This is a genomic window from Vibrio sp. GJ43-1 (genome assembly GCF_055808835.1).
In genome coordinates, this window is sequence record NZ_CM147884.1 from 3,133,361 (window position 1) to 3,154,036 (window position 20,676).

A 20,676-nucleotide genomic window follows, 5' to 3' on the forward strand; every position below is an offset into this window, starting at 1 on the left:
TTTATACTCCTAATTTCCATCCAAGTGTACGCATCACATCAGAGAAGACACCAGCAGCGGTCACTTCCGTACCAGCGCCGTAGCCACGTAGTACAAGAGGGATTGGTTGATAATAACGACTGTAGAAAGCCAGCGCATTTTCACCATCTTTGATCTTAAACATAGGGTCATTTTCATCAACAGACGCGATACGAACTCGACACTTACCATCGGCAATTTCACCAACATAACGCAGCACTTTACCTTCTTCTGCTGCGTCAGCAACAAGTTTAGAGAAGTGCGCATCGGCTTCAGGTAAGCGAGCCATAAAGTCTTCAATTGAACCGGAATCATCAAAGCCAGGTGGCAATGCTTGATCCACTTCCACATCTTCAAGCTCCAGCGCCATGCCAGCTTCTCGAGCCAATATTAGCAGCTTCCGAGCCACATCCATTCCGGATAAGTCATCTCGTGGATCTGGTTCCGTAAACCCTTTGTCTTTGGCAACATTCGTCGCCTGACTCAGCGTAAGACCTTCATCTAATTTACCAAAAATAAATGACAAGGAACCGGATAAAATACCGTTGAATTTTTCCAATTCGTCACCAGGCAGAAATTAAGTTCTGTAGGTTTTCAATAACAGGTAGACCTGCACCTACCGTTGTTTCATACATCAGTTTACGACGTGAGCTACGCGCCACATCACGAAGCTGATGGTAATAAGCCATGCTGGAGGTGTTGGCCTTTTTATTCGGGGTCACCACATGGAATCCGGCCGCTAAAAACTCAGCGTACTGGTTCGCGATAGTTTCACTCGATGTACAGTCTACGAGTACAGGGTTAATGATGTGATTACGTTGAACCAATGCCGCTAATCCAGCGACACTGAACCGTTCCGTGACATCATTCATGCGATCTCGCCATTGCTCAAGAGGTAAGCCCTGACCGTCGAGAAGTACCCCTTTACTATTCGCAAGACCACAAACACGAATGATGATGCCTTTTTCCGCCAACTTTACTTGCTGACGTTGAATTTGATCGACCAGTTCACCACCAACACCACCAACACCAACCACAAACACATCCAAGAAGTGCTTAGAGTTGAACAGGTTTTCATGGCAAGCCTTGATCGCTTCTGAGATTTTATCTTCCGGAATCACAGCAGAAATAGCGCGCTCTGAAGAGCCTTGTGCGATCGCTACAATGTTGACATTCACTTCCGCCAACGATAGGAAGAACTGAGATGCCACACCGCGTGATGTTCTCATTCCATCACCCACTAGCGTTACAATCGCCACATCATCCATAAACTCTACTGGCTCAAGTAAGCCATTTTTCAGTTCTAGCTCAAAGGTTTCTTCTAAAATCAACGCCGCTTTTACTCGGTCTTCTTCTTCAATACAGAAACTAATGCTGTATTCCGAAGATGATTGAGTGATTAGCACAATTGAAACCCCAGCCGAAGACATAGCCCCAAACACACGGCTCGCCATGCCGACCATGCCCTTCATGCCTGGACCGGATACGTTAACCATGATTAAGTTAGATAACGTGGTAATGCCTTTAATTGGTAGGTTGTCTTCAACTGGCATCTTGCCCAATCAAAGTACCCGCCCCCTGAGGGTTAAATGAGTTTTTGATAAGGCATGGAATATGGAATTGAGCAATAGGTGCAATTGTTTTAGGGTGAAGAACTGAGGCACCGAAATACGATAGCTCCATTGCTTCTTGATAACTCAATGATTTGAGCAAACGCGCATCATCAACTAAACGCGGGTCACAGTTGTAAACGCCATCTACATCTGTCCAAATTTCGCAGCAGTCCGCTCGTAAACAGGCAGCAAGTACTGCTGCAGAGTAATCAGAGCCATTACGACCCAATGTGACCAACTCGCCTTTTGCATTGCCTGCCGTAAAGCCTGGCATGATGTGAACAACGCCTTCCTCCAATGGGCTAGCTTGAAAATTTTGAGTAGACACACCCACATCAACCATCGCTTCAAGATAGTCACCATTTGCATACAGGTATTTCACAGGGTCAATTAATGCCGCTGCTTGGCCCTTGGCTTCAAGTACCGCCTTCATCAATTGAATAGAGATGCGTTCACCCTTCGAGATGATGCGAGCATTCACATGATCAGGGCAGGTGCCAAGTAAACGGATACCATGTACAAATTGGTGCAGTTGAAACAAAGAGGTTTTTACCTGATTGTCAAAGTCTGTACTTTGAATATTGGGAAGAACCGATTGGATACTGGCAAACAATGCTTTGAATGATGCCTCCAGCTCCGAAATCTGCAGTTCGACTTCACTATTTTTTAGTGCCGCATCAATGACAGCAACGAGCTTATTGGTTGTCTTCCCTGGCGCAGATAGCACCACGGCTAAATTTTCTTGTTGGGCGTTGTTGGCAATGATATCTGCCGCTCGTAAAAAGCGATCTGCATCGGCTAATGATGAGCCGCCAAATTTTAGTACTCGCATCCTTTCCTCCCGAAATACTCAAAACAGGTAAAAAAAAGGCCCGTATCTTGGTGATACAGGCCTTGTTTTTTGAATTTCTTCCGTCTACCAGCCTGCTCCAACATTGGTCATGTCGGTAATAATAATCGTGGTGGTCATTACTACTAGCTGGCTTCTATACATAGGGTTATCTACAAACTTTCTTATGTGCTTACCCATACGTTTACCGCACTTCTTGTAGACTAGTCAATCAAAATTTGTACTTTTCTTAAATCAAGAGCGTTATTCGGGTCAATCACCGAAAAATGACATTTATTGTAGATATATGTCATTAGGTTATGAGTAAATCGTTAAATGCTATATCGATTTACAACTTTTTGCTTAGATATTGTGCTTTAATTAGTGGACAAATAAAAAACAATAATAATGAACAAGGAGTGGTGCTATGAAGGCAATAATTGTGTCTACTTTGTTCGTATTATTGTCATTAAACACCGCACGAGCGGCTGAGCTCCCTACATTGCCCTCTCAGCATGACGCCTCACCCCATAATTTTTTCCTTTCGTCTGACAGTAAGTCATCAGGTAATAATTTAGATCAGTGGAATGTCGACAGTGGGTACGCCTACTCAGTCTTCGACTCCGTCGATGTCTATATCGGTGCGCGCCTTAATAATTCTCTAGAATCAAGCGATAGAGGGTTTCTCAGCGGTATGAGCTATCAAATTTCCGAACGAATTTCGGTAAAAAGTATGCTACGCGGCTACCAGTATGAAGAAAATGACGTGAAACAAGCGGGGATGGCGGCGGAAATATCAAGCCGAATGCGGCTAACAGAAAACCTAGACGTACACGCCACCTTTGACTTTGAGAAAGTTCAACAAGGCATCGAAGTCGGTCTAGGCTTTCGTTTTTAGCGTGTAATTAAAACGACAATGCTTCCTTGGCGATTAAGATACCATTCCAATCTGAGTAAATATAATGTCCCGGCTGAACTATCTGGTTGTTCATCGTAAGGGTAACATTTACTTCCCCTGCGCCACGCTTTTCGGTCTTAAACGGGCACGCCCCCAACGCCTTAACGCCTAAGTCCATTTCAGACATCGCTGCAACATCTCGAATGGCACCATTGACAATAACGCCCTCCCAACCGTTTTCTATCGCCATGATAGCAAGCTGGTCACCGAGCAACGCTTTTTGGCAAGAACCGTTACCGTCAACGAAAAGGACTTTTCCTGCGCCATTTGTCGCCAGTATTTCACGCACTTTTGAGTTATCGTGATAGCAACGAATCGTCACTATCTCTCCCCAAAAAGCGGCCCTTTGACCAAAGTTTTGCAGCGGTACATTCAGCAGCATCACTTTATCTTCGTGTTGGTCACAAATATCAGGTGTGATATCTCTCATCTTTCCTCCATGAATTCTACTCAATAGGCGTACCTTTAGAGAGCATTAAATTAAAAATCCTTTTCATCTACCCAGCAGTATGTAGCTAATCAGCCACATACTCACCCAATAAACCTAAATTTTTTGGTTGGCGATCACCATCACAAGGCACCAAAAACAGTACACCATTGTCGACAAAATAAATGGCATTTTGATGATATTTTTGTCCTAAGTCACACGCTTCAGAAAGCGTCATTTCAACAGCATAGCTCTCTTCATACCAATCAAAAGTGGCGTCGCCAACGATAACCTTTAATCTTAATTTATGGCCAAAATCTAAATTTAACTCTTTGTTTTTAATAAGGTTACGTTCATTAGACACCCAAACGCTTCTAGGGTTCCATGCCGTGATAATCGCGTACTGTTCAACTGACCATGCTCGTTCAAACCTAAAGCAAGCATTTGCATAAGAAGCCCATAACTGCGCATTAACACACATATTGATTACCGCTCCCGATTTACCTATTACTATTAATATTTGTTACAAGTCAGCTATTGATTTAAATCAACAAACTGCAAGGAATTAACATTTGACCATTGTTAGCATGCTGTTAACATATTAGAATTCGCCTCAATGACCTAGCGGAATAATAAGAGATTTAAGGGATTTCTCGTTAGCTGGCAGCTTCATGGATGGCGACGCATATCGTAACTGTTTCTCTGATTGTAAGCAGAACATCCAAGAAACATTACCTATATGTTAACTTATTGCCTAGAATTTATTCTACTACAGCCCGATTTATCACAAGTTTAATTTAGGTACAGCCAATGCAAAGCCCGCAAATTCTTATTGTTGAAGATGAGCAAGTAACACGTAACACTCTTAAGAGCATTTTTGAAGCAGAAGGATATGCTGTATTTGAGGCCAGCGATGGTCAAGAAATGCATCAGGTCTTGTCTGACAACTCAGTAAACCTTGTTATCATGGATATCAACCTTCCAGGTAAGAACGGTCTACTTCTCGCTCGTGAACTTAGAGAGCAGGCAAATGTTGCCCTTATGTTCTTGACGGGACGTGACAATGAAGTGGATAAAATTCTTGGTTTAGAGATCGGCGCAGATGATTACATCACTAAGCCATTTAACCCACGTGAACTAACGATTCGTGCGCGCAACCTTCTTACTCGCTCTATGAGCAGCAACGTATCTCAAGAAGAGAAACGCAGTGTTGAGAAGTACGAGTTTAATGGTTGGGTACTTGATATCAACAGCCGTTCACTTGTAAGCCCTAGCGGTGAAGGTTACAAACTACCACGCTCAGAGTTCCGTGCCCTGCTTCACTTCTGTGAAAACCCAGGCAAGATTCAAACTCGCGCCGACCTTTTGAAAAAAATGACAGGCCGTGAGCTTAAGCCTCACGATCGTACTGTTGATGTGACTATTCGTCGTATCCGTAAGCACTTTGAGTCTGTCTCTGGTACGCCAGAGATCATCGCGACTATTCACGGTGAAGGCTACCGCTTCTGTGGCGATCTAGAAGAATAATCACAACATGATTGTAAAAAAGGGACGCATCAGCGTCCCTTTTTATTGATTATCATTTTTATTGCCTCAGTTCGCTTAGTAAACGGTATCTACTGAGTACCTGCTTATTGAGCAACCATGTTTCTTTACCTTGATTCACCAGCAATAGTGCCACATCCATCGGTTCTGAGTTATTGAACTCTAGTTGCCACTGAAAGGCCACTTCCCACTGCTGTTCACTATGGTTACGTAGCTCAAAGTCATCAGCACTTAGCTCCCATACCTCATCACCTTGCTTTAAGACCACTTTCAATGCGTCCATATCCGCTGGTAGCTGACCCTTGCTGCTAAGATTCAGCGCCCCATGGATCGTTTGTTCCTTCATCAATGGCAACGTTTCACCCACCTTTGGCATCATATCGATCCACAAATTTGATGCCAATAAGATCGATTGTTGCTCAACAGCCGCGGTGTCACTTGCACTCCATGCATCGAGGTGGTTATTCGATGATGTAACGCACCCACCAAGCGCAATAGCCAATGCCATTGTTGTGATCATTCTTTTCATTATGAACCCTTACTTTCTAACCAAGATTTTAAGACTTGGATATCGTTACGATATTCGTTCTCTATTTCTTCAATCCAGTCTTCTATATTTTCCCACCACGCGCGTAAATCTGGAGATTGTGCTTGTTGCGCCACAGATTGAATTCGCTTCAGACCGATAGACCCTGCCGCGCCTTTAATTTTATGAGCTTCAGACGTAATTCCTGGCTGATCCCGGGCCGTCATGTTGGATTGAAGGATCTCCATGTAATCCGGCATCATGTCTTCAAACATGGTGATACTATCGAGTACTGGCTTCGTTCCCACGATATCAACGTACGAGTCTAGCATCCCAATATCAAGTAAGCGTTCGTATAAATCACGATTAGCATTCATTAACTCTTCATCCTTTTCATTAGGTATCATGACTGACTTCGGTTCCATCGAAGATGAGAAGTCATTGATCACTTCGGTCAGAGCCTTCACATTGAGTGGCTTGCTGAGCGCGTCATCCATTCCTTGCTCAAGGTAATCTTGCTTGTTCTTAACCACATTCGCTGTCAATGCAACAAGCGGAGGCAGTTGTTCGTAATGGTTTCGATAATACTGGGCGACGTCAAAACCCGTCATATCAGGTAACTGAATATCCAATAATGCTAAATCGTAGTCTTGTGGCTGAAAAACACTTATCGCTTCTTTACCTGTCATTGCCACCGTCACGGTATGCCCTAGGCTCTCCAGTAGACTACGTGCCACGGTAATATTTAATTCAATATCCTCAAGCATGAATATTCGTAGCCCCTGTGGGGAACGTACTGGCTCGACAACCAATTGTCCTTCGTCAGCACAAGGCACATTGATCGAGATAGTAAAGGTGCTACCGAACCCTTCTTCACTATCAACGGTGATCTCTCCATCCATCATGTGAATTAACTGTTGAGACACCGCTAACCCAATACCAGTACCGACAGCATGCAAATTATCCGTTTTCGATTTTACCTGGTAATACATGGCAAAAATCTTATCGACCTCAGTTTGTGGGATACCCACACCAGTATCTTCCACCTCAATAACGATGTGAGCAATACCATCGATGACATCAGCACTGACCGTCATCACTACGCCACCGTGCTTAGTAAATTTCATCGCATTACTAACAAGGTTCCATATCACCTGCCGTAATCGCGTCGCATCCACGCAGATCCCTTCAGGCAGTTCCGTTAATCTTTCTAAATCAAAGCGTAAGCCTTTTTGCTCTGCCATTAATGCTGAAATGCTCTCAATTTCAACAATGAAATCATCAAATTTAAGTGGCTCTGGATAGAGCTCCAGTTTACGTCGGTCAAATTTATCCATATCGATAATGTCATTAAAGATATGACCCAGCGTTATTGCACTCACATTGATCGTTTGCATGTGACTACGCTGTTCTTTGTCGAGTGGACTCTCGAGTAACATGCGGCTAAGGCCCACAATACCATTTAGCGGCGTTCTCAATTCATGGCTAATTGTCGAGATAAACGTCGTTTTATCTCGACTGGCTTTCTCTAGTGACTCTTGATGGCGTTTGCGTTCGGTGATGTCGCGTCCAAAACCAACGAGGCCAAGGTGGCGTCCATCTTTACTGTAGAAGGGGACTTTACGCAGCTCGTAGTAACATTTCTTACCATCGGGGTACTCTAACCATTGTTCATACGTCAGTGCTTGGTTATTGCTCATGACTTTATGGTCGGTTTCAACCACTTGCTCAGCAATTTCTTCCGAGTACACATCCCACGGAGTTAACCCCACCAACTCTTTTTCTTTTTCATCGGTTAGGTCTTCCATCGCTTTGTTGCAGCCAGAGAACACGCCTTCTGCATTTCGGTAATAGATCAAATCCGGAGAAGCATCAATAAACGACCGAAGCAGTGCTGTTCGTTCAGCAAGTTCTAGCTGAGTTCGCTCACGCTGATACACCTCATTCTCAAGGTCCTTCATCGCCTCTTTGCGTGCATCTTCAGCTTTTTCCCGTTCTTCAATTTCTAAGTTCAGCTTACTGATGTTTTGCTGCAGCTTGATGTTCATCTCTTGGTCACGAGAACGCATATCCTTAAGTTTGGATACCATTTTAGCTAATCGTTGTCGCGACTCTTCCAACTGATCGACGACCACTGACAAGAAATAGACCGCCCAAGGGGTGATGATGAGACCAAAGAATACCGAGCGAACGATATCGATATCATCCACTCGACCATTTAATACTAAGGTAATACCGACCTGCACAACCACGGCTAGAGCCACGAGCGCAAGAGCGAGTAGAATAGAGAAACGAACAATGCCAAGTCTCACTAAGAGATCGACATAATATTGAGCGAGGTTTTTGATGGGTTTCATTCAGCACTCCGTGCATGGTTACTCAGCTAAGTGTATCACTTCGCCTAGTTGCCATGCACGAATGCTCGACTATTTGAGTATAGGTTTGTGATAAACGAAAGGATTATCAAGCAGTGAGCCTTGTGGTCCCTCAAGACACAGTTTTCTCCCTAATTCCGTCATCGCTAACCAGCGATTTTCACACCATAGCGGCGCTAGCAGTGTTGGTCTTCGCGCAGAAGATGCCACACGATGGAAAACAATGTCTGATGGCGTGCGGCGAATCATTTCACCTGCGACATCGAGATAAAAATCTAATGTTGGCGCTTCTAGCCGACCAGCATGCCATGCTTTAGCCATGGTACTGCCTTCAACAATATGCAAACCATGCAGTTTTATCCCGTCCGTCCCCGTTAGCAATACTTTATCTAGCGTATCGAGGTTGTCTTGCTTACTTTCTTTCGGCAGCCCAACAATAAGGTGAGTACAAACCTTAATACCTAGCGCCCGTGCGCGTTTGGTAATAGCATCATATACCTCAAAGTCATGGCCACGATTAATACGCTTTAACGTCTGATTGTTTGCGGTTTGCAGACCCAGCTCTAACCATATTTCATAGCCTTGCTTGACATAATCGGCCAATAAATCTAGTACAGCATCAGGGACACAATCTGGACGAGTGCCCACGCATAACCCGACGATGTCGGCATATTTTAATGCCTCTTCATACATGCTTTTAAGGACTTGCACTTCGGCGTAGGTGTTTGTATAGGCTTGGAAGTAAGCCAGATATTTTTTTGCTCGTTTGACCTCGCCAGCTCGATCGGTCAATTGCTCATGGATAGATTGTATTCTGGTATTTTCATTGGCAAACGAGGCAACATTACAAAAAGTGCACCCACCGCGCCCAATAGTACCGTCTCTATTTGGGCAGCTAAATCCACCATGTAACGTCAGCTTATGGACTTTTTCGCCATAGCGACGCTGAAGATCTTGACCAATGGTATTAACTAATTCGTGTAACTGCATATCAAACAAACTCGATTAAATAAGAATGACTATCACTCTAATTTTTGAAACTAAATTACATCCCTGCAAAATAAAACCAGGCACAGTAGCAATACCCGCCTACTTTCAACTTAATCAAAATCAATAAATATGCACAAAAACAAGAAAAAAGCGCCGAATGTTAGCGTTATGTTACCAATTGTATTCAATTTCAAATAAAAAAAATGGGTTACAGAAGAAACTTTAGTTGGAATTACCGAGAACAAAATTGTAGGATACTTACACAATTCTTCTGATTCTGCTGTTAGGATTACAGCTCAGATTAGTAGAATAAAGGCGATATTCCTTTCCCACCAAAATAATTCACTAGAAAGTGAGTAGACGTTGCGGAATATCACCACGGATTGTTTTTCTCGCAATACTTTTCCTGCGAGATGCAGAATGGAATCGACACTGCCCCCTCTGGCAGTCAAGAATCAAAATTACAAAGGACAAGGCACAACCACACACTTTTGTTGTGCCTGGATTTAACTGGAAGGAAGTATCTATGGTAGATAGAGAGCAGAATACACAAGGTCTGTATACTCCAGAACTGGAGCATGACGCTTGTGGTATCGGTTTTGTTGCTCACCTTAAAAACCGTAAATCGCATGATGTAGTCACACAAGCCCTCGATATGCTTGCGCGTATGGAACACCGTGGCGGTCAAGGCTGCGATCCATGCAGTGGCGACGGCGCTGGCATCTTACTGCAAAAGCCCCATGAATTTCTTTTAGAAGAAGCGGTAAAACTTGGTATCAAGTTGCCTTCTTTTGAAAAGTACGGTGTTGGTGTTGTTCTATTCCCTAAGGACGAGCACAAACGCGCACAATGTCGCGATATCTTAGAGCGTAATGCTCAACGCCTTGACCTTGAAGTCATTGGCTACCGCGTATTGCCAACAGATAACTCCATGATTGGTGCAGACCCTCTAAGCACAGAGCCGCAATTTGAGCATGTATTTGTATCCGGCGGTCCAGGTTGCACACCTGAAGAATTAGAGCGTAAGCTTTATGTACTGCGTAACTACACGGTACGTGTATGTTTAGAAAGTATTTCTAACATCGGTGATGACTTTTACATCAACTCAATGTCATACAAGACATTGGTCTATAAAGGTCAACTAACCACCGAGCAAGTCCCTCAGTACTTCTTAGATCTACAAAACCCAACCATGGTAACTGCGCTTGCACTCGTGCACTCTCGCTTCTCTACCAATACTTTCCCTCGCTGGCGTTTAGCACAGCCTTTCCGTTACATCGCCCACAATGGTGAAATCAATACGGTACGAGGCAACCTAAACTGGATGAAAGCACGTGAAGCGATCCTTGAATCGGATCTGTTTACACAAGCTGAAATCGACATGCTGTTGCCTATCTGTCAGGAAGGTAGCTCAGATTCATCAAACTTTGATATGGCGTTAGAGCTGCTGGTTCTGTCTGGTCGCACTTTGCCACATGCATTAATGATGATGATTCCGGAAGCATGGCAAGAAAACAAAAACATGGACCCAACACGTCGCGCATTTTATCAATATCATGCCAACGTCATGGAACCATGGGATGGTCCGGCTTCTGTGTGTTTCACTGATGGCGTTCAAGTAGGTGCGACACTAGACCGTAACGGTCTGCGCCCATCTCGCTACACCGTGACTAAAGATGACTTCCTAGTCATGGCATCTGAATCTGGCGTTGTTGAAATCGCACCAGAAAACGTAGAGTACCGTGGTCGTCTACAACCTGGTCGTATCTTCGTTGCTGATCTTGAGCAAGGCCGCATCATTTCGGATGAAGAAGTGAAAGATGGTATCGCTAAAGCACAGCCTTACGAAAAGTGGGTTGAAGAAAACCTACTGAGCTTGAAAAAGCTACCCGATGCGAGCAACGAATTTAGCCAACCTTCTCCAGAAAAACTGCTACACAAACAACAATCGTTTGGTGTCAGCTCTGAAGAAGTGAACGAAATTATTCTCCCTCTGGCGAAAACAGGCTACGAGCCACTTTCTGCCATGGGTGCTGACTGGCCGCTCGCGATTCTTTCTCATCAATCGCAGCACCTTTCAAACTACTTCAAGCAACTTTTTGCTCAGGTAACTAACCCACCAATCGACCCGATTCGTGAACGCATGGTCATGTCTCTGAACACTTACCTAGGTAAAGATCAGAACCTCCTTGCTGAAACCCCTGAACACTGTCAAAAAGTAGAGCTTGAGTCACCTGGTTCTTTCTAACTCTGAGCTAGAAAAGCTACGTGCTATTGATAATGAGCACCTGCAAGCGAAGACGTTGGATATCGTATTCCAAGCAAACGAAGAGCCAGGTAAGTTAGAACGTGCACTGAAACGTATTTGCCAGTATGCCGAAGACGCAGTTATTGATGGTTACTCCATTATTCTACTGACAGACCGTGCGGTGAACTCTAACCACGCCGCTATTCCAGCTATGCTGGCTGTTGGTGCTGTTCACCACCACCTGATCCGTAAAGGCTTACGTGCTAAGTGTGACATCGTGGTTGAAACGGGCGATGCTCGTGAAACGCACCACTTTGCAACATTAATTGGCTACGGTGCGAATGCCGTCAACCCATACTTGGTTATTGAAACCATCGTTGAGTTGCAGCGCACTAAAAAGCTAGACCCAAGCCTTCACCCTCGCGAGTTGTTCGACAACTACCGCAAAGGGGTCAATGGCGGTCTACTGAAAATTTTCTCTAAGATGGGCATCTCTACGCTGCAGTCTTACCACGGTGCACAAATCTTTGAAGCGCTTGGTATCAGCAAATCAGTGGTTGAGAAATACTTCACTGGTACTGTATCTCGTATCCAAGGTCTAACGATTGACGATATCGCACGTGAAGTTCTAGTTCGTCACCGCGTTGGTTACCCAGCTCGTGAAATCCCAGCTCAAATCCTTGATGTTGGCGGTGTTTACCAGTGGAAACAACGTGGTGAGAAGCACCTCTTCAATCCAGAAACCATTTCTCTACTTCAAGAATCGACGCGTAACAAAGATTACGGTCAGTTCAAGAAGTACGCTAAAGCCGTTGATGACCAAGGCGACAACGCAGCAACGCTACGTAGTCAACTGGATTTCATCAAGAATCCCGCAGGCTCTATTCCTCTGGAAGAAGTTGAACCGATCGAGAACATCCTTAAGCGTTTTGCCACTGGCGCAATGAGCTTTGGTTCCATCTCGCACGAGGCTCACTCAACACTGGCTGTTGCCATGAACCGCATTGGCGCGAAATCAAACTCGGGTGAAGGTGGTGAAGATCCAGCTCGATTCGAACGCAAAGAAAACGGTGACTGGGAACGCTCGGCTATCAAACAAGTGGCTTCTGGTCGCTTTGGTGTCACGTCTTACTACCTATCTAACGCTGATGAGCTACAAATTAAGATGGCTCAAGGCGCGAAGCCTGGTGAAGGTGGTCAACTACCGGGTGATAAGGTCGATGATTGGATTGGTGCAACACGTCACTCGACTCCGGGCGTCGGTCTTATCTCGCCACCGCCACATCACGATATCTACTCAATCGAAGATTTGGCTCAGCTGATCTACGATCTGAAAAATGCCAACCGTAATGGCCGTGTAAACGTGAAGCTCGTTTCAGAAGCTGAGCGTAGGTACGATTGCATCAGGTGTAGCGAAAGCGAAAGCGGACGTGGTACTTATCGCTGGTTTTGATGGCGGTACGGGCGCGTCTCCAATGTCTTCTATCCGTCACACAGGCCTGCCTTGGGAACTTGGTCTAGCAGAAACTCACCAAACACTACTGAAAAACGGCCTACGTAACCGTATCGTGGTTCAGTCTGATGGTCAGATGAAAACCCCACGTGACCTTGCAGTAGCGACGTTACTTGGCGCAGAAGAATGGGGCGTAGCAACCGCAGCACTGGTTGTTGAAGGCTGTATCATGATGCGTAAGTGTCACAAGAATACTTGTCCTGTTGGTATCGCAACACAGAACAAAACACTGCGTGAGCGTTTCGACGGCCGCGTAGAAGACGTCGTGACGTTCTTCCAGTACATGGCGGAAGGTCTACGTGAAGTCATGGCTGAGCTAGGTTACCGTTCTATTAACGAAATGGTGGGGCAATCTCACAAACTTAAAGTTCGTGATGACATCGGTCACTGGAAATACAAGAACCTCGATCTCACACCAGTTCTGCATATTGAACAGGCTCGTGCAGAAGACGGGATCTATAACCAGACACAACAAAACCATAACCTAGAAGAGGTTCTAGACCGCAAGTTGATTCAAGCCGCTATTCCAGCGCTTGAGAAAGGCGAAGCCGTTAACGCGACCTTCCCTATCATCAACACAGACCGCTCTGCGGGTACCATGCTGTCGAACGAAATCTCGAAGGTTTACAAAGACCAAGGTTTACCACAACCAATGAACGTCAAGTTCCACGGTAGTGCTGGCCAATCTTTCGGTGCCTTCCTTGCGAAAGGCGTGAAATTCGAAGTCGAAGGCGACGCGAACGATTACTGGGGTAAAGGTCTATCTGGCGGTACGCTAGTGCTGTATCCAGATGCGAAATCATCTATCGTTGCTGAAGATAACATCGTGGTGGGCAACGTCTGTTTCTACGGTGCCACCTCAGGCGAATCCTTCATTCGCGGGTTGGCTGGCGAACGTTTCTGTGTTCGTAACTCAGGTGCGAAGGTTGTTGTTGAGGGTGTCGGTGACCACGGTTGTGAATACATGACTGGCGGTGTGGCTATTATCCTCGGCTCAACAGGCCGCAACTTTGCGGCGGGTATGAGTGGTGGTGTGGCTTACGTTTGGGATAGAGCGGGTGATTTTGAAACCAAGCTTAACCCAGAATTGGTCGACCTCGATCCAATCGAGCAAGAAGATAAAGATCTTCTACTTGATATGCTAACTAAGCACGTTGAATTCACAGGAAGTGAAGTTGCTCAGTCTTTCCTTGCTAATTTTGAAACCAGCCTAACCTCTTTGGTTAAGGTCATGCCGCGTGATTACAAGGCGGTTCTTCAAAAGCGCAAAGCTGAAGCACAACAAGCACAATCGGAAGAAGTGGAGGCAGTATAATGGGTAAGCCTACTGGATTTTTAGAACACGGTCGCGAGCTGCCAAACAAGCTTGACCCGTCGGTTCGTATTGAAAACAACAAAGAATTTGTTCTCAATGAAGAGTTTGGTTCAAAAATCAATACTCAAGCATCTCGTTGTATGGATTGTGGCGTGCCGTTTTGTCATAACGGTTGCCCAATCGGTAACATCATCCCAGAGTTCAATGACGCGGTTTTTCGTGACAGCTGGGAAGAAGCATGGAACATTCTAAGCTCGACCAATAACTTCCCGGAGTTTACTGGCCGTGTCTGCCCTGCTCCTTGCGAAAGTGCTTGTGTACTGGGGATCAACCAAGACCCTATTACCATTTGTAATATCGAAAAAACCATCGTTGAAACAGCGTATCGCGAAGGCTACGCCAAGCCGAAAAAACCGCGCATTCGCAGTGGAAAAACGGTCGCGATCATTGGCTCAGGCCCTGCAGGACTTGCTGCAGCCGAACAGCTTAATAGCGCAGGTCACTCTGTGACGGTTTTTGAGCGTGATGAAAAAGTCGGTGGTTTACTTCGCTTTGGTATCCCTGACTTCAAACTGGGCATGGACATCATTGATCGTAAGATCAACTTAATGGCCGATGCTGGCGTTAAATTTGAAGTCAATGCGCATATCGGTGTCGACATCAATGCACAACAGCTACGCCAAGACTTCGATGTGGTTCTGCTCACAGGTGGCTCAACGGTACCTCGCGATTTACCTATCCCCGGCCGCGAGCTACAAGGCGTCCATTTTGCCATGGAATTCTTAGGTCAGAACAACCGTCGTGCTAACGATATGGATTTGAAAACCAAAGAAATTCATGCAAAAGATAAGCATGTTGTGGTTATCGGTGGTGGTGACACTGGTTCCGACTGTGTTGGTACTTCTAACCGCCACAAAGCCAGCAGCATCACTCAAGTGGAAATCATGCCGATTCCACCAGAGAAGCGTCCTGCAAATATGCCTTGGCCTCAATACCCAATGATCATGAAAACCACGACCTCGCATGAAGAAGGCTGTGAGCGTCATTGGAATATCTTAACCAAAGAATTTATTGGTAATGATAAAGGCGAAGTCACGGGTTTACGTATTGCCGACATCGTATGGCAAGACGCAAAACCAGGCGAGCGTCCTGGCTTTGATGAAGTCGCGGGCAGCGAGCGTGTTATTCCATGTGATTTAGCGTTCCTTGCTATGGGCTTCCTACACCCTGAACCAACAGGCGTACTGGCACAATTGGACGTGAAACTTGATGATCGTGGCAATGTGGCAACGCAAGACTTCCAAACGAATCAACAAGGCGTGTTTGCTGCTGGGGACATGCGTACCGAGTCAATCTTTAGTGGTACGTTGTATCAACGAAGGACGTGAGTGTGCACGTTCTATCGATGAATACCTAATGGGTAACACCAACCTTGAAGCGAAGGCTAATTCATTAATGCTTTCCGCTTAGCAATAAATGCATGGCTGCATCAATAAGCAGCCAGCACATTCCTTCCTAATTTGGCCAGCACTTGCTGGCCTTTTTTGTCGCTTTTTCCTATGCATTCCCCGTCATTTTTCCTGCCATGTTTCAATATTCGCTGCAACACCACCTGACGATTCAGGTAAATGCATGGTTTTTCTCAGTTCTACATGATGACATGCTGAATACTTGACGTTTACAACCATAAGCTATACGTTGTGAAGTTGGTGCAAATAAAATTCGCACTATTTGTTAAAAATATAACTCATGGATTTTTGATTCTTATAAAAAGAAAAATCATTAAAAAGCATCAATTTACTGTCAGGAAGACAGCACGCTCAAAGGGAGAAAGGCAATGGCTCTTTATGACCCAAGTCTTGAGAAGGACAACTGCGGATTTGGCCTTATCGCACATATGCAAGGCCAGCCCAGCCACAAATTAGTTCGTACCGCCATCTCTGCGCTCGATCGCATGACACACCGTGGTGGTATCGCTGCCGATGGAAAAACAGGCGATGGTTGCGGTCTACTACTGCAAAAACCAGACACTTACTTTCGTCTTCTCGCACAAGAAAATCAATGGAATCTGAGTAAACAATACGCTGTCGGCATGCTGTTTCTATCCAATGATCCTGTCAAAGCACAGGCAACCAAAGACACTATCACCAAAGAACTCGCGCAAGAAACCTTAACTATTTCAGGATGGCGCACAGTTCCAGTCAACCCGGACGTGCTAGGCCCCATCGCAGCAGAATCACTGCCTAACATAGTGCAATGTTTTGTCTCAGCACCAGCAGGCTGGCGTGAGCAAGATGTTGAGCGTCGCCTTTACATTGCTAGAAGACGCATTGAGCAAGCCACCGCTGACGACTCAGAGTTCTATATTTGTAGCTTATCCACACAGGTTATTGTCTACAAAGGTCTCTGTATGCCTGCGGATCTTCCGCGCTTCTACCTTGATCTTGCCGATCTTAGAATGGAGTCAGCGATCTGTTTATTCCACCAGCGATTTTCTACGAATACCCAGCCTCGTTGGCCACTGGCACAACCCTTTCGCTATCTTGCTCATAATGGTGAAATCAACACTATTGAAGGTAACCGTCAATGGGCAAAAGCGCGCGCATACAAATTTGCTTCTCCTCTGCTGCCTGATTTACAAACCGCCGCACCATTTGTTAACGAAACAGGTTCAGACTCTTCAAGCCTAGATAATATGCTCGATCTATTTTTATCGGGAGGGATGGATATATTCAGAGCGATGCGAATGCTCGTGCCACCCGCGTGGCAAAACCACCCTGATATGGATCCCGACCTTCGCGCATTTTATGATTTTAATTCAAAACATATGGAACCGTGGGACGGTCCTGCAGGTATTGTACTTTCTGATGGACGCTACGCAGCGTGTAACCTTGACCGCAACGGGTTAAGACCTGCCCGCTATGTCATCACTAAAGACAACCTTATTACTCTTGCTTCTGAAGTGGGCATTTGGGATTACGCCCCAGATGAAGTTGCAGAAAAAGGACGAGTCGGACCCGGAGAACTATTAGTTGTCGATACTCAAGATGGCAAATTATGGCATTCAAATGAAATTGATGACGATCTAAAAAGTCGCCACCCTTATCGAGAGTGGATGGAGAATAATGTCCATAAGTTAACGCCTTTTTCTGAGTTGTCGGACGATGAAGTGGGTAAACGCAGTTTCGATGCTACACAATTAAGTACGTATCAGAAACAATTTGCCATGAGCAATGAAGAAACCGATCAAGTACTACGGGTATTAGGTGATATGGGTCAAGAGGCGGTGGGGTCCATGGGTGATGATACGCCGATGGCAGTCCTGTCCTCAAAAGAGCGTCTCATTACTGACTACTTCAGGCAGAAGTTTGCTCAAGTCACCAACCCACCCATCGATCCGCTACGCGAAAAGCATGTCATGTCACTGGCTACCAGCGTAGGGCAAGAGATGAATGTTTTTTGTGAAACAGATGGACATGCCTACCGCGTCGCTTTTAACTCACCAGTTCTGCTTTACTCAGACATGCAGCAACTCCTTAACCTAAGTGAAGAGCATTATCGACACACCGTTCTGGACATCAACTTTGACCCGCAGCAAAAAGACCTTAAGCAAGCCATTGTCGATTTATGTGTCCGAGCGGAAGAAGTGGTTAAAGCCGGAACTGTGTTGCTGGTGCTTTCTGATCGAGAACTCACGAAAGGCCGCTTACCGATTCCCGCGGCTATGGCGGTTGGCGCAGTACAAACACAACTGATAAATGCCAACGTACGTTGCGACACCAATCTATTAGTGGAAACCGCCACGGCAAGGGATCCTCATCAATTTGCTGTTCTATTAGGCTTTGGGGCAACGGCGGTCTACCCTTACCTTGCCTATGAAACACTCAGTAAAATGGTCGAAGATGGCGTACTCGACAAGAGCTATCGCGTTGCCATGCAAAACTATCAAAACGGCATTAATAAAGGCCTGTATAAAATCATGTCGAAAATGGGCATTTCAACCATCGCCTCCTATCGATGCTCACAGCTTTTCGAAGCCGTCGGACTCCATGATGACGTGGTTGAGCTCTGCTTCAAAGGCGTGACGGCCCGAATTCAAGGCGCGAGCTTTGAAGATTTCCAGCAAGATATTTTCAATTTATCACGCAAAGCTTGGACAAAACGCAAACCAACCGAACACGGTGGTCTATTAAAATATGTCCACGGCGGAGAGTATCATGCCTATAACCCTGACGTGGTTGGCACCTTACAACAAGCCGTTAAGACGGGTGACACACAAGACTATCAATCCTTTGCCACGCAAGTGAATACTCGCCCAGTCGCCATGTTGCGCGATCTCATGACGTTGAAAACATCTCTGTCTCCGCTTTCCTTATCGCAAGTTGAGCCTGCTAGCGATCTATTCAAACGTTTTGATTCTGCTGCCATGTCTATTGGTGCGCTAAGCCCTGAGGCACATGAAGCGCTCGCCATGGCGATGAATCAACTTGGTGGGTATTCTAACTCAGGCGAAGGGGGAGAAGATCCAAGACGCTTTGGCACCAACCGAAACTCAAGAATCAAGCAAATTGCCTCTGGGCGATTTGGGGTGACTCCGCATTATTTATGTAATGCAGACGTACTACAAATCAAAGTGGCACAAGGAGCCAAGCCGGGAGAAGGCGGGCAACTACCGGGCCATAAAGTCACCGCAGAAATCGCTAAGCTACGTTACTCCGTACAAGGGGTGACGTTAATTTCCCCTCCCCCTCATCATGACATTTACTCCATTGAGGATCTTGCTCAGCTTATTTTCGACCTTAAGCAAGTGAACCCGAATGCACTGGTTTCAGTCAAGCTGGTTTCTGAACCCGGTGTCGGGACCATTGCCACTGGAGTTGCCAAAGCCTACGCCGATCTTATTACCATTTCAGGCTATGATGGTGGCACCGCAGCCAGTCCGCTGACCTCGGTTAAATACGCTGGTTGCCCGTGGGAGTTAGGGCTTGCAGAAACGCAACAAGCGTTAGTCGCCAATAGTTTACGTCATAAGATTCGCCTACAAGTTGATGGCGGATTAAAGACAGGGCTTGATGTGGTGAAGGCGGCTATTTTAGGCGCGGAAAGCTTTGGGTTTGGCACGGCTCCCATGGTGGCAATGGGCTGTAAATTTTTAAGAATCTGTCACTTAAACAACTGCGCTACAGGGGTGGCGACTCAAGACGAAACCTTGCGAAAAGAGTACTTTAAAGGGCTGCCAGACATGGTGGTTAACTACTTCACAGGCTTAGCCGATGAAGTACGTTCGCTCCTAGCGCAGCTGGGTGTCGAAAAACTCACCGATCTCATCGGACGTACGGACCTACTGCAAGCAGTGGAAGGGTTAACAGCCAAGCAAAGTAAACTGGATTTATCGCCAATATTGGAAGCCCCGATATCGCCACAGAATTTCCCATTGTACTGGACTCAACCCAACAACCCGTTTGATAAAGCCGAACTCAATAGCAAAATTGTAGAAGATGCACTCACAGCCGTGGAAAAAAGACAATCCACCCGCTTATTTTACAACGTACGAAATACAGACCGCTCCCTCGGTGCACGCTTGTCGGGTGAAATTGCCAAGCGTTATGGCAACCAAGGAATGGCAAGCAGCCCCATTCAACTTCACCTCGATGGAACGGCGGGCCAGTCTCTAGGGGTTTGGAATGCGGGCGGGGTGGATATTACCCTAACTGGGGATGCGAATGACTACGTAGGAAAAGGCATGGCGGGTGGCAAAATTGTCATTAAGCCTCATGTCGGCACCACCTTTATCTGTAACGAAGCCACTATCATTGGTAACACCTGCCTGTATGGCGCCACTGGCGGTAAACTGTTTGCGGCAGGTACAGCCTAGCGAACGTTTTGGTGTACGTAATTCTGGCACCATCACGGTAATAGAAGGGGCGGGAGATAATGCCTGTGAATACATGACTGGAGGTATTGTCGCTATCTTAGGATCAACAGGCGTGAACTTTGGTGCTGGTATGACCGACGGATTTGCTTATGTTCTTGACGCGAATGAAGACTTCAATGGTCGCGTCAACGAAGAATCTGTTGAAGCGCTTGCTCTGGCTGACCTTTACATTCACCAAGAACATTTAAGAGGTCTAATTGCAGAGCACCTTGAAGAAACGGGGTCGGTGCACGCCGAGAATATTCTAGCGAATTTTGATGAATGGATTCCGAAATTCTACCTAGTTAAACCAAAAGCTGCGGATTTGCGTACGCTGCTGGGTCACCAAAGCCGAAGCGCCGCCGAACTGCGCGTTCAAGCCCAATAATGGCAAGGAGCTAAAAT

7 protein-coding genes, 4 pseudogenes and 1 other annotated feature are annotated in these 20,676 nt (G+C 45.9%); of the genes and pseudogenes, 5 read left to right on the top strand and 6 right to left on the bottom strand.

What is annotated here, in order from left to right; genetic code table 11:
- Position 1: 1 nt before the first annotated feature.
- Positions 2–2,463: pseudogene (gene thrA / locus AC0L66_RS14905) on the bottom strand (bifunctional aspartate kinase/homoserine dehydrogenase I).
- Between the two features lie 29 nt (positions 2,464–2,492).
- Positions 2,493–2,610: a sequence feature (Thr leader region), on the bottom strand.
- Between the two features lie 277 nt (positions 2,611–2,887).
- Here thrA and AC0L66_RS14910 point away from each other — a divergent pair.
- The gene (locus tag AC0L66_RS14910; protein WP_473567825.1) at positions 2,888–3,358 is read left to right on the top strand and encodes a ribonuclease regulator; all 471 of its coding nucleotides are present in this window, start codon (positions 2,888–2,890) and stop codon (positions 3,356–3,358) included.
- Between the two features lie 7 nt (positions 3,359–3,365).
- Here AC0L66_RS14910 and AC0L66_RS14915 read toward each other — a convergent pair whose 3' ends face one another.
- On the bottom strand, positions 3,366–3,848 hold the full coding sequence (locus AC0L66_RS14915) for a putative 4-hydroxy-4-methyl-2-oxoglutarate aldolase (protein ID WP_265673700.1): 483 nt from the start codon (positions 3,846–3,848) through the stop codon (positions 3,366–3,368).
- Between the two features lie 85 nt (positions 3,849–3,933).
- Positions 3,934–4,326 (bottom strand): DUF3293 domain-containing protein, encoded by a 393-nt coding sequence (locus AC0L66_RS14920; protein WP_473567826.1) that lies wholly within the window; start codon positions 4,324–4,326, stop codon positions 3,934–3,936.
- Positions 4,327–4,655: 329 nt separating this feature from the next.
- On the opposite strand from AC0L66_RS14920, the gene arcA reads away from it, so the two are divergent.
- A complete protein-coding gene (gene arcA, locus AC0L66_RS14925; protein ID WP_265673698.1) occupies positions 4,656–5,372 on the top strand; it encodes a two-component system response regulator ArcA in 717 nt (238 codons plus the stop codon).
- Positions 5,373–5,430: 58 nt separating this feature from the next.
- Here the strand turns inward: arcA and AC0L66_RS14930 are convergent, their stop codons facing one another.
- From AC0L66_RS14930 to mnmL, 3 genes are all read right to left on the bottom strand, one after another.
- Positions 5,431–5,919, bottom strand: a complete 489-nt coding sequence (locus tag AC0L66_RS14930; protein ID WP_473567828.1) for a hypothetical protein — start codon at positions 5,917–5,919, stop codon at positions 5,431–5,433.
- Positions 5,919–8,273, bottom strand: coding sequence for an aerobic respiration two-component sensor histidine kinase ArcB (gene arcB / locus AC0L66_RS14935; RefSeq protein WP_473567829.1), 2,355 nt, complete (start codon positions 8,271–8,273; stop codon positions 5,919–5,921). The genes AC0L66_RS14930 and arcB overlap by 1 nt, the downstream gene beginning before the upstream one ends.
- A gap of 69 nt (positions 8,274–8,342) precedes the next feature.
- Positions 8,343–9,281 carry a tRNA modification radical SAM protein MnmL/YtqA gene (mnmL, locus tag AC0L66_RS14940; protein ID WP_265673695.1) on the bottom strand — a complete coding sequence of 313 codons (939 nt, stop codon included), beginning with the start codon at positions 9,279–9,281 and terminating at the stop codon, positions 8,343–8,345.
- 526 nt (positions 9,282–9,807) lie between these two features.
- Here mnmL and gltB (AC0L66_RS14945) point away from each other — a divergent pair.
- From gltB (AC0L66_RS14945) to gltB (AC0L66_RS14955), 3 pseudogenes are all read left to right on the top strand, one after another.
- Positions 9,808–14,357, top strand: a pseudogene (gltB, locus tag AC0L66_RS14945) (glutamate synthase large subunit).
- A pseudogene (locus AC0L66_RS14950) lies at positions 14,357–15,827 on the top strand (glutamate synthase subunit beta). Before gltB (AC0L66_RS14945) ends, AC0L66_RS14950 begins: the two co-directional pseudogenes overlap by 1 nt.
- A gap of 367 nt (positions 15,828–16,194) precedes the next feature.
- Positions 16,195–20,659 (top strand): annotated as a pseudogene (gene gltB / locus AC0L66_RS14955) (glutamate synthase large subunit).
- Positions 20,660–20,676: the final 17 nt, after the last annotated feature.

What these genes read in the sequence shown, in the direction of transcription:
- AC0L66_RS14910 (WP_473567825.1), top strand. Translation starts at nt 2,888, where the DNA reads ATGAAGGCAATAATTGTGTCTACTTTGTTCGTATTATTGTCATTAAAC.
- AC0L66_RS14915 (WP_265673700.1), bottom strand. Translation starts at nt 3,848, where the DNA reads ATGAGAGATATCACACCTGATATTTGTGACCAACACGAAGATAAAGTG.
- AC0L66_RS14920 (WP_473567826.1), bottom strand. Translation starts at nt 4,326, where the DNA reads ATGTGTGTTAATGCGCAGTTATGGGCTTCTTATGCAAATGCTTGCTTT.
- arcA (WP_265673698.1), top strand. Translation starts at nt 4,656, where the DNA reads ATGCAAAGCCCGCAAATTCTTATTGTTGAAGATGAGCAAGTAACACGT.
- AC0L66_RS14930 (WP_473567828.1), bottom strand. Translation starts at nt 5,919, where the DNA reads ATGAAAAGAATGATCACAACAATGGCATTGGCTATTGCGCTTGGTGGG.
- arcB (WP_473567829.1), bottom strand. Translation starts at nt 8,273, where the DNA reads ATGAAACCCATCAAAAACCTCGCTCAATATTATGTCGATCTCTTAGTG.
- mnmL (WP_265673695.1), bottom strand. Translation starts at nt 9,281, where the DNA reads ATGCAGTTACACGAATTAGTTAATACCATTGGTCAAGATCTTCAGCGT.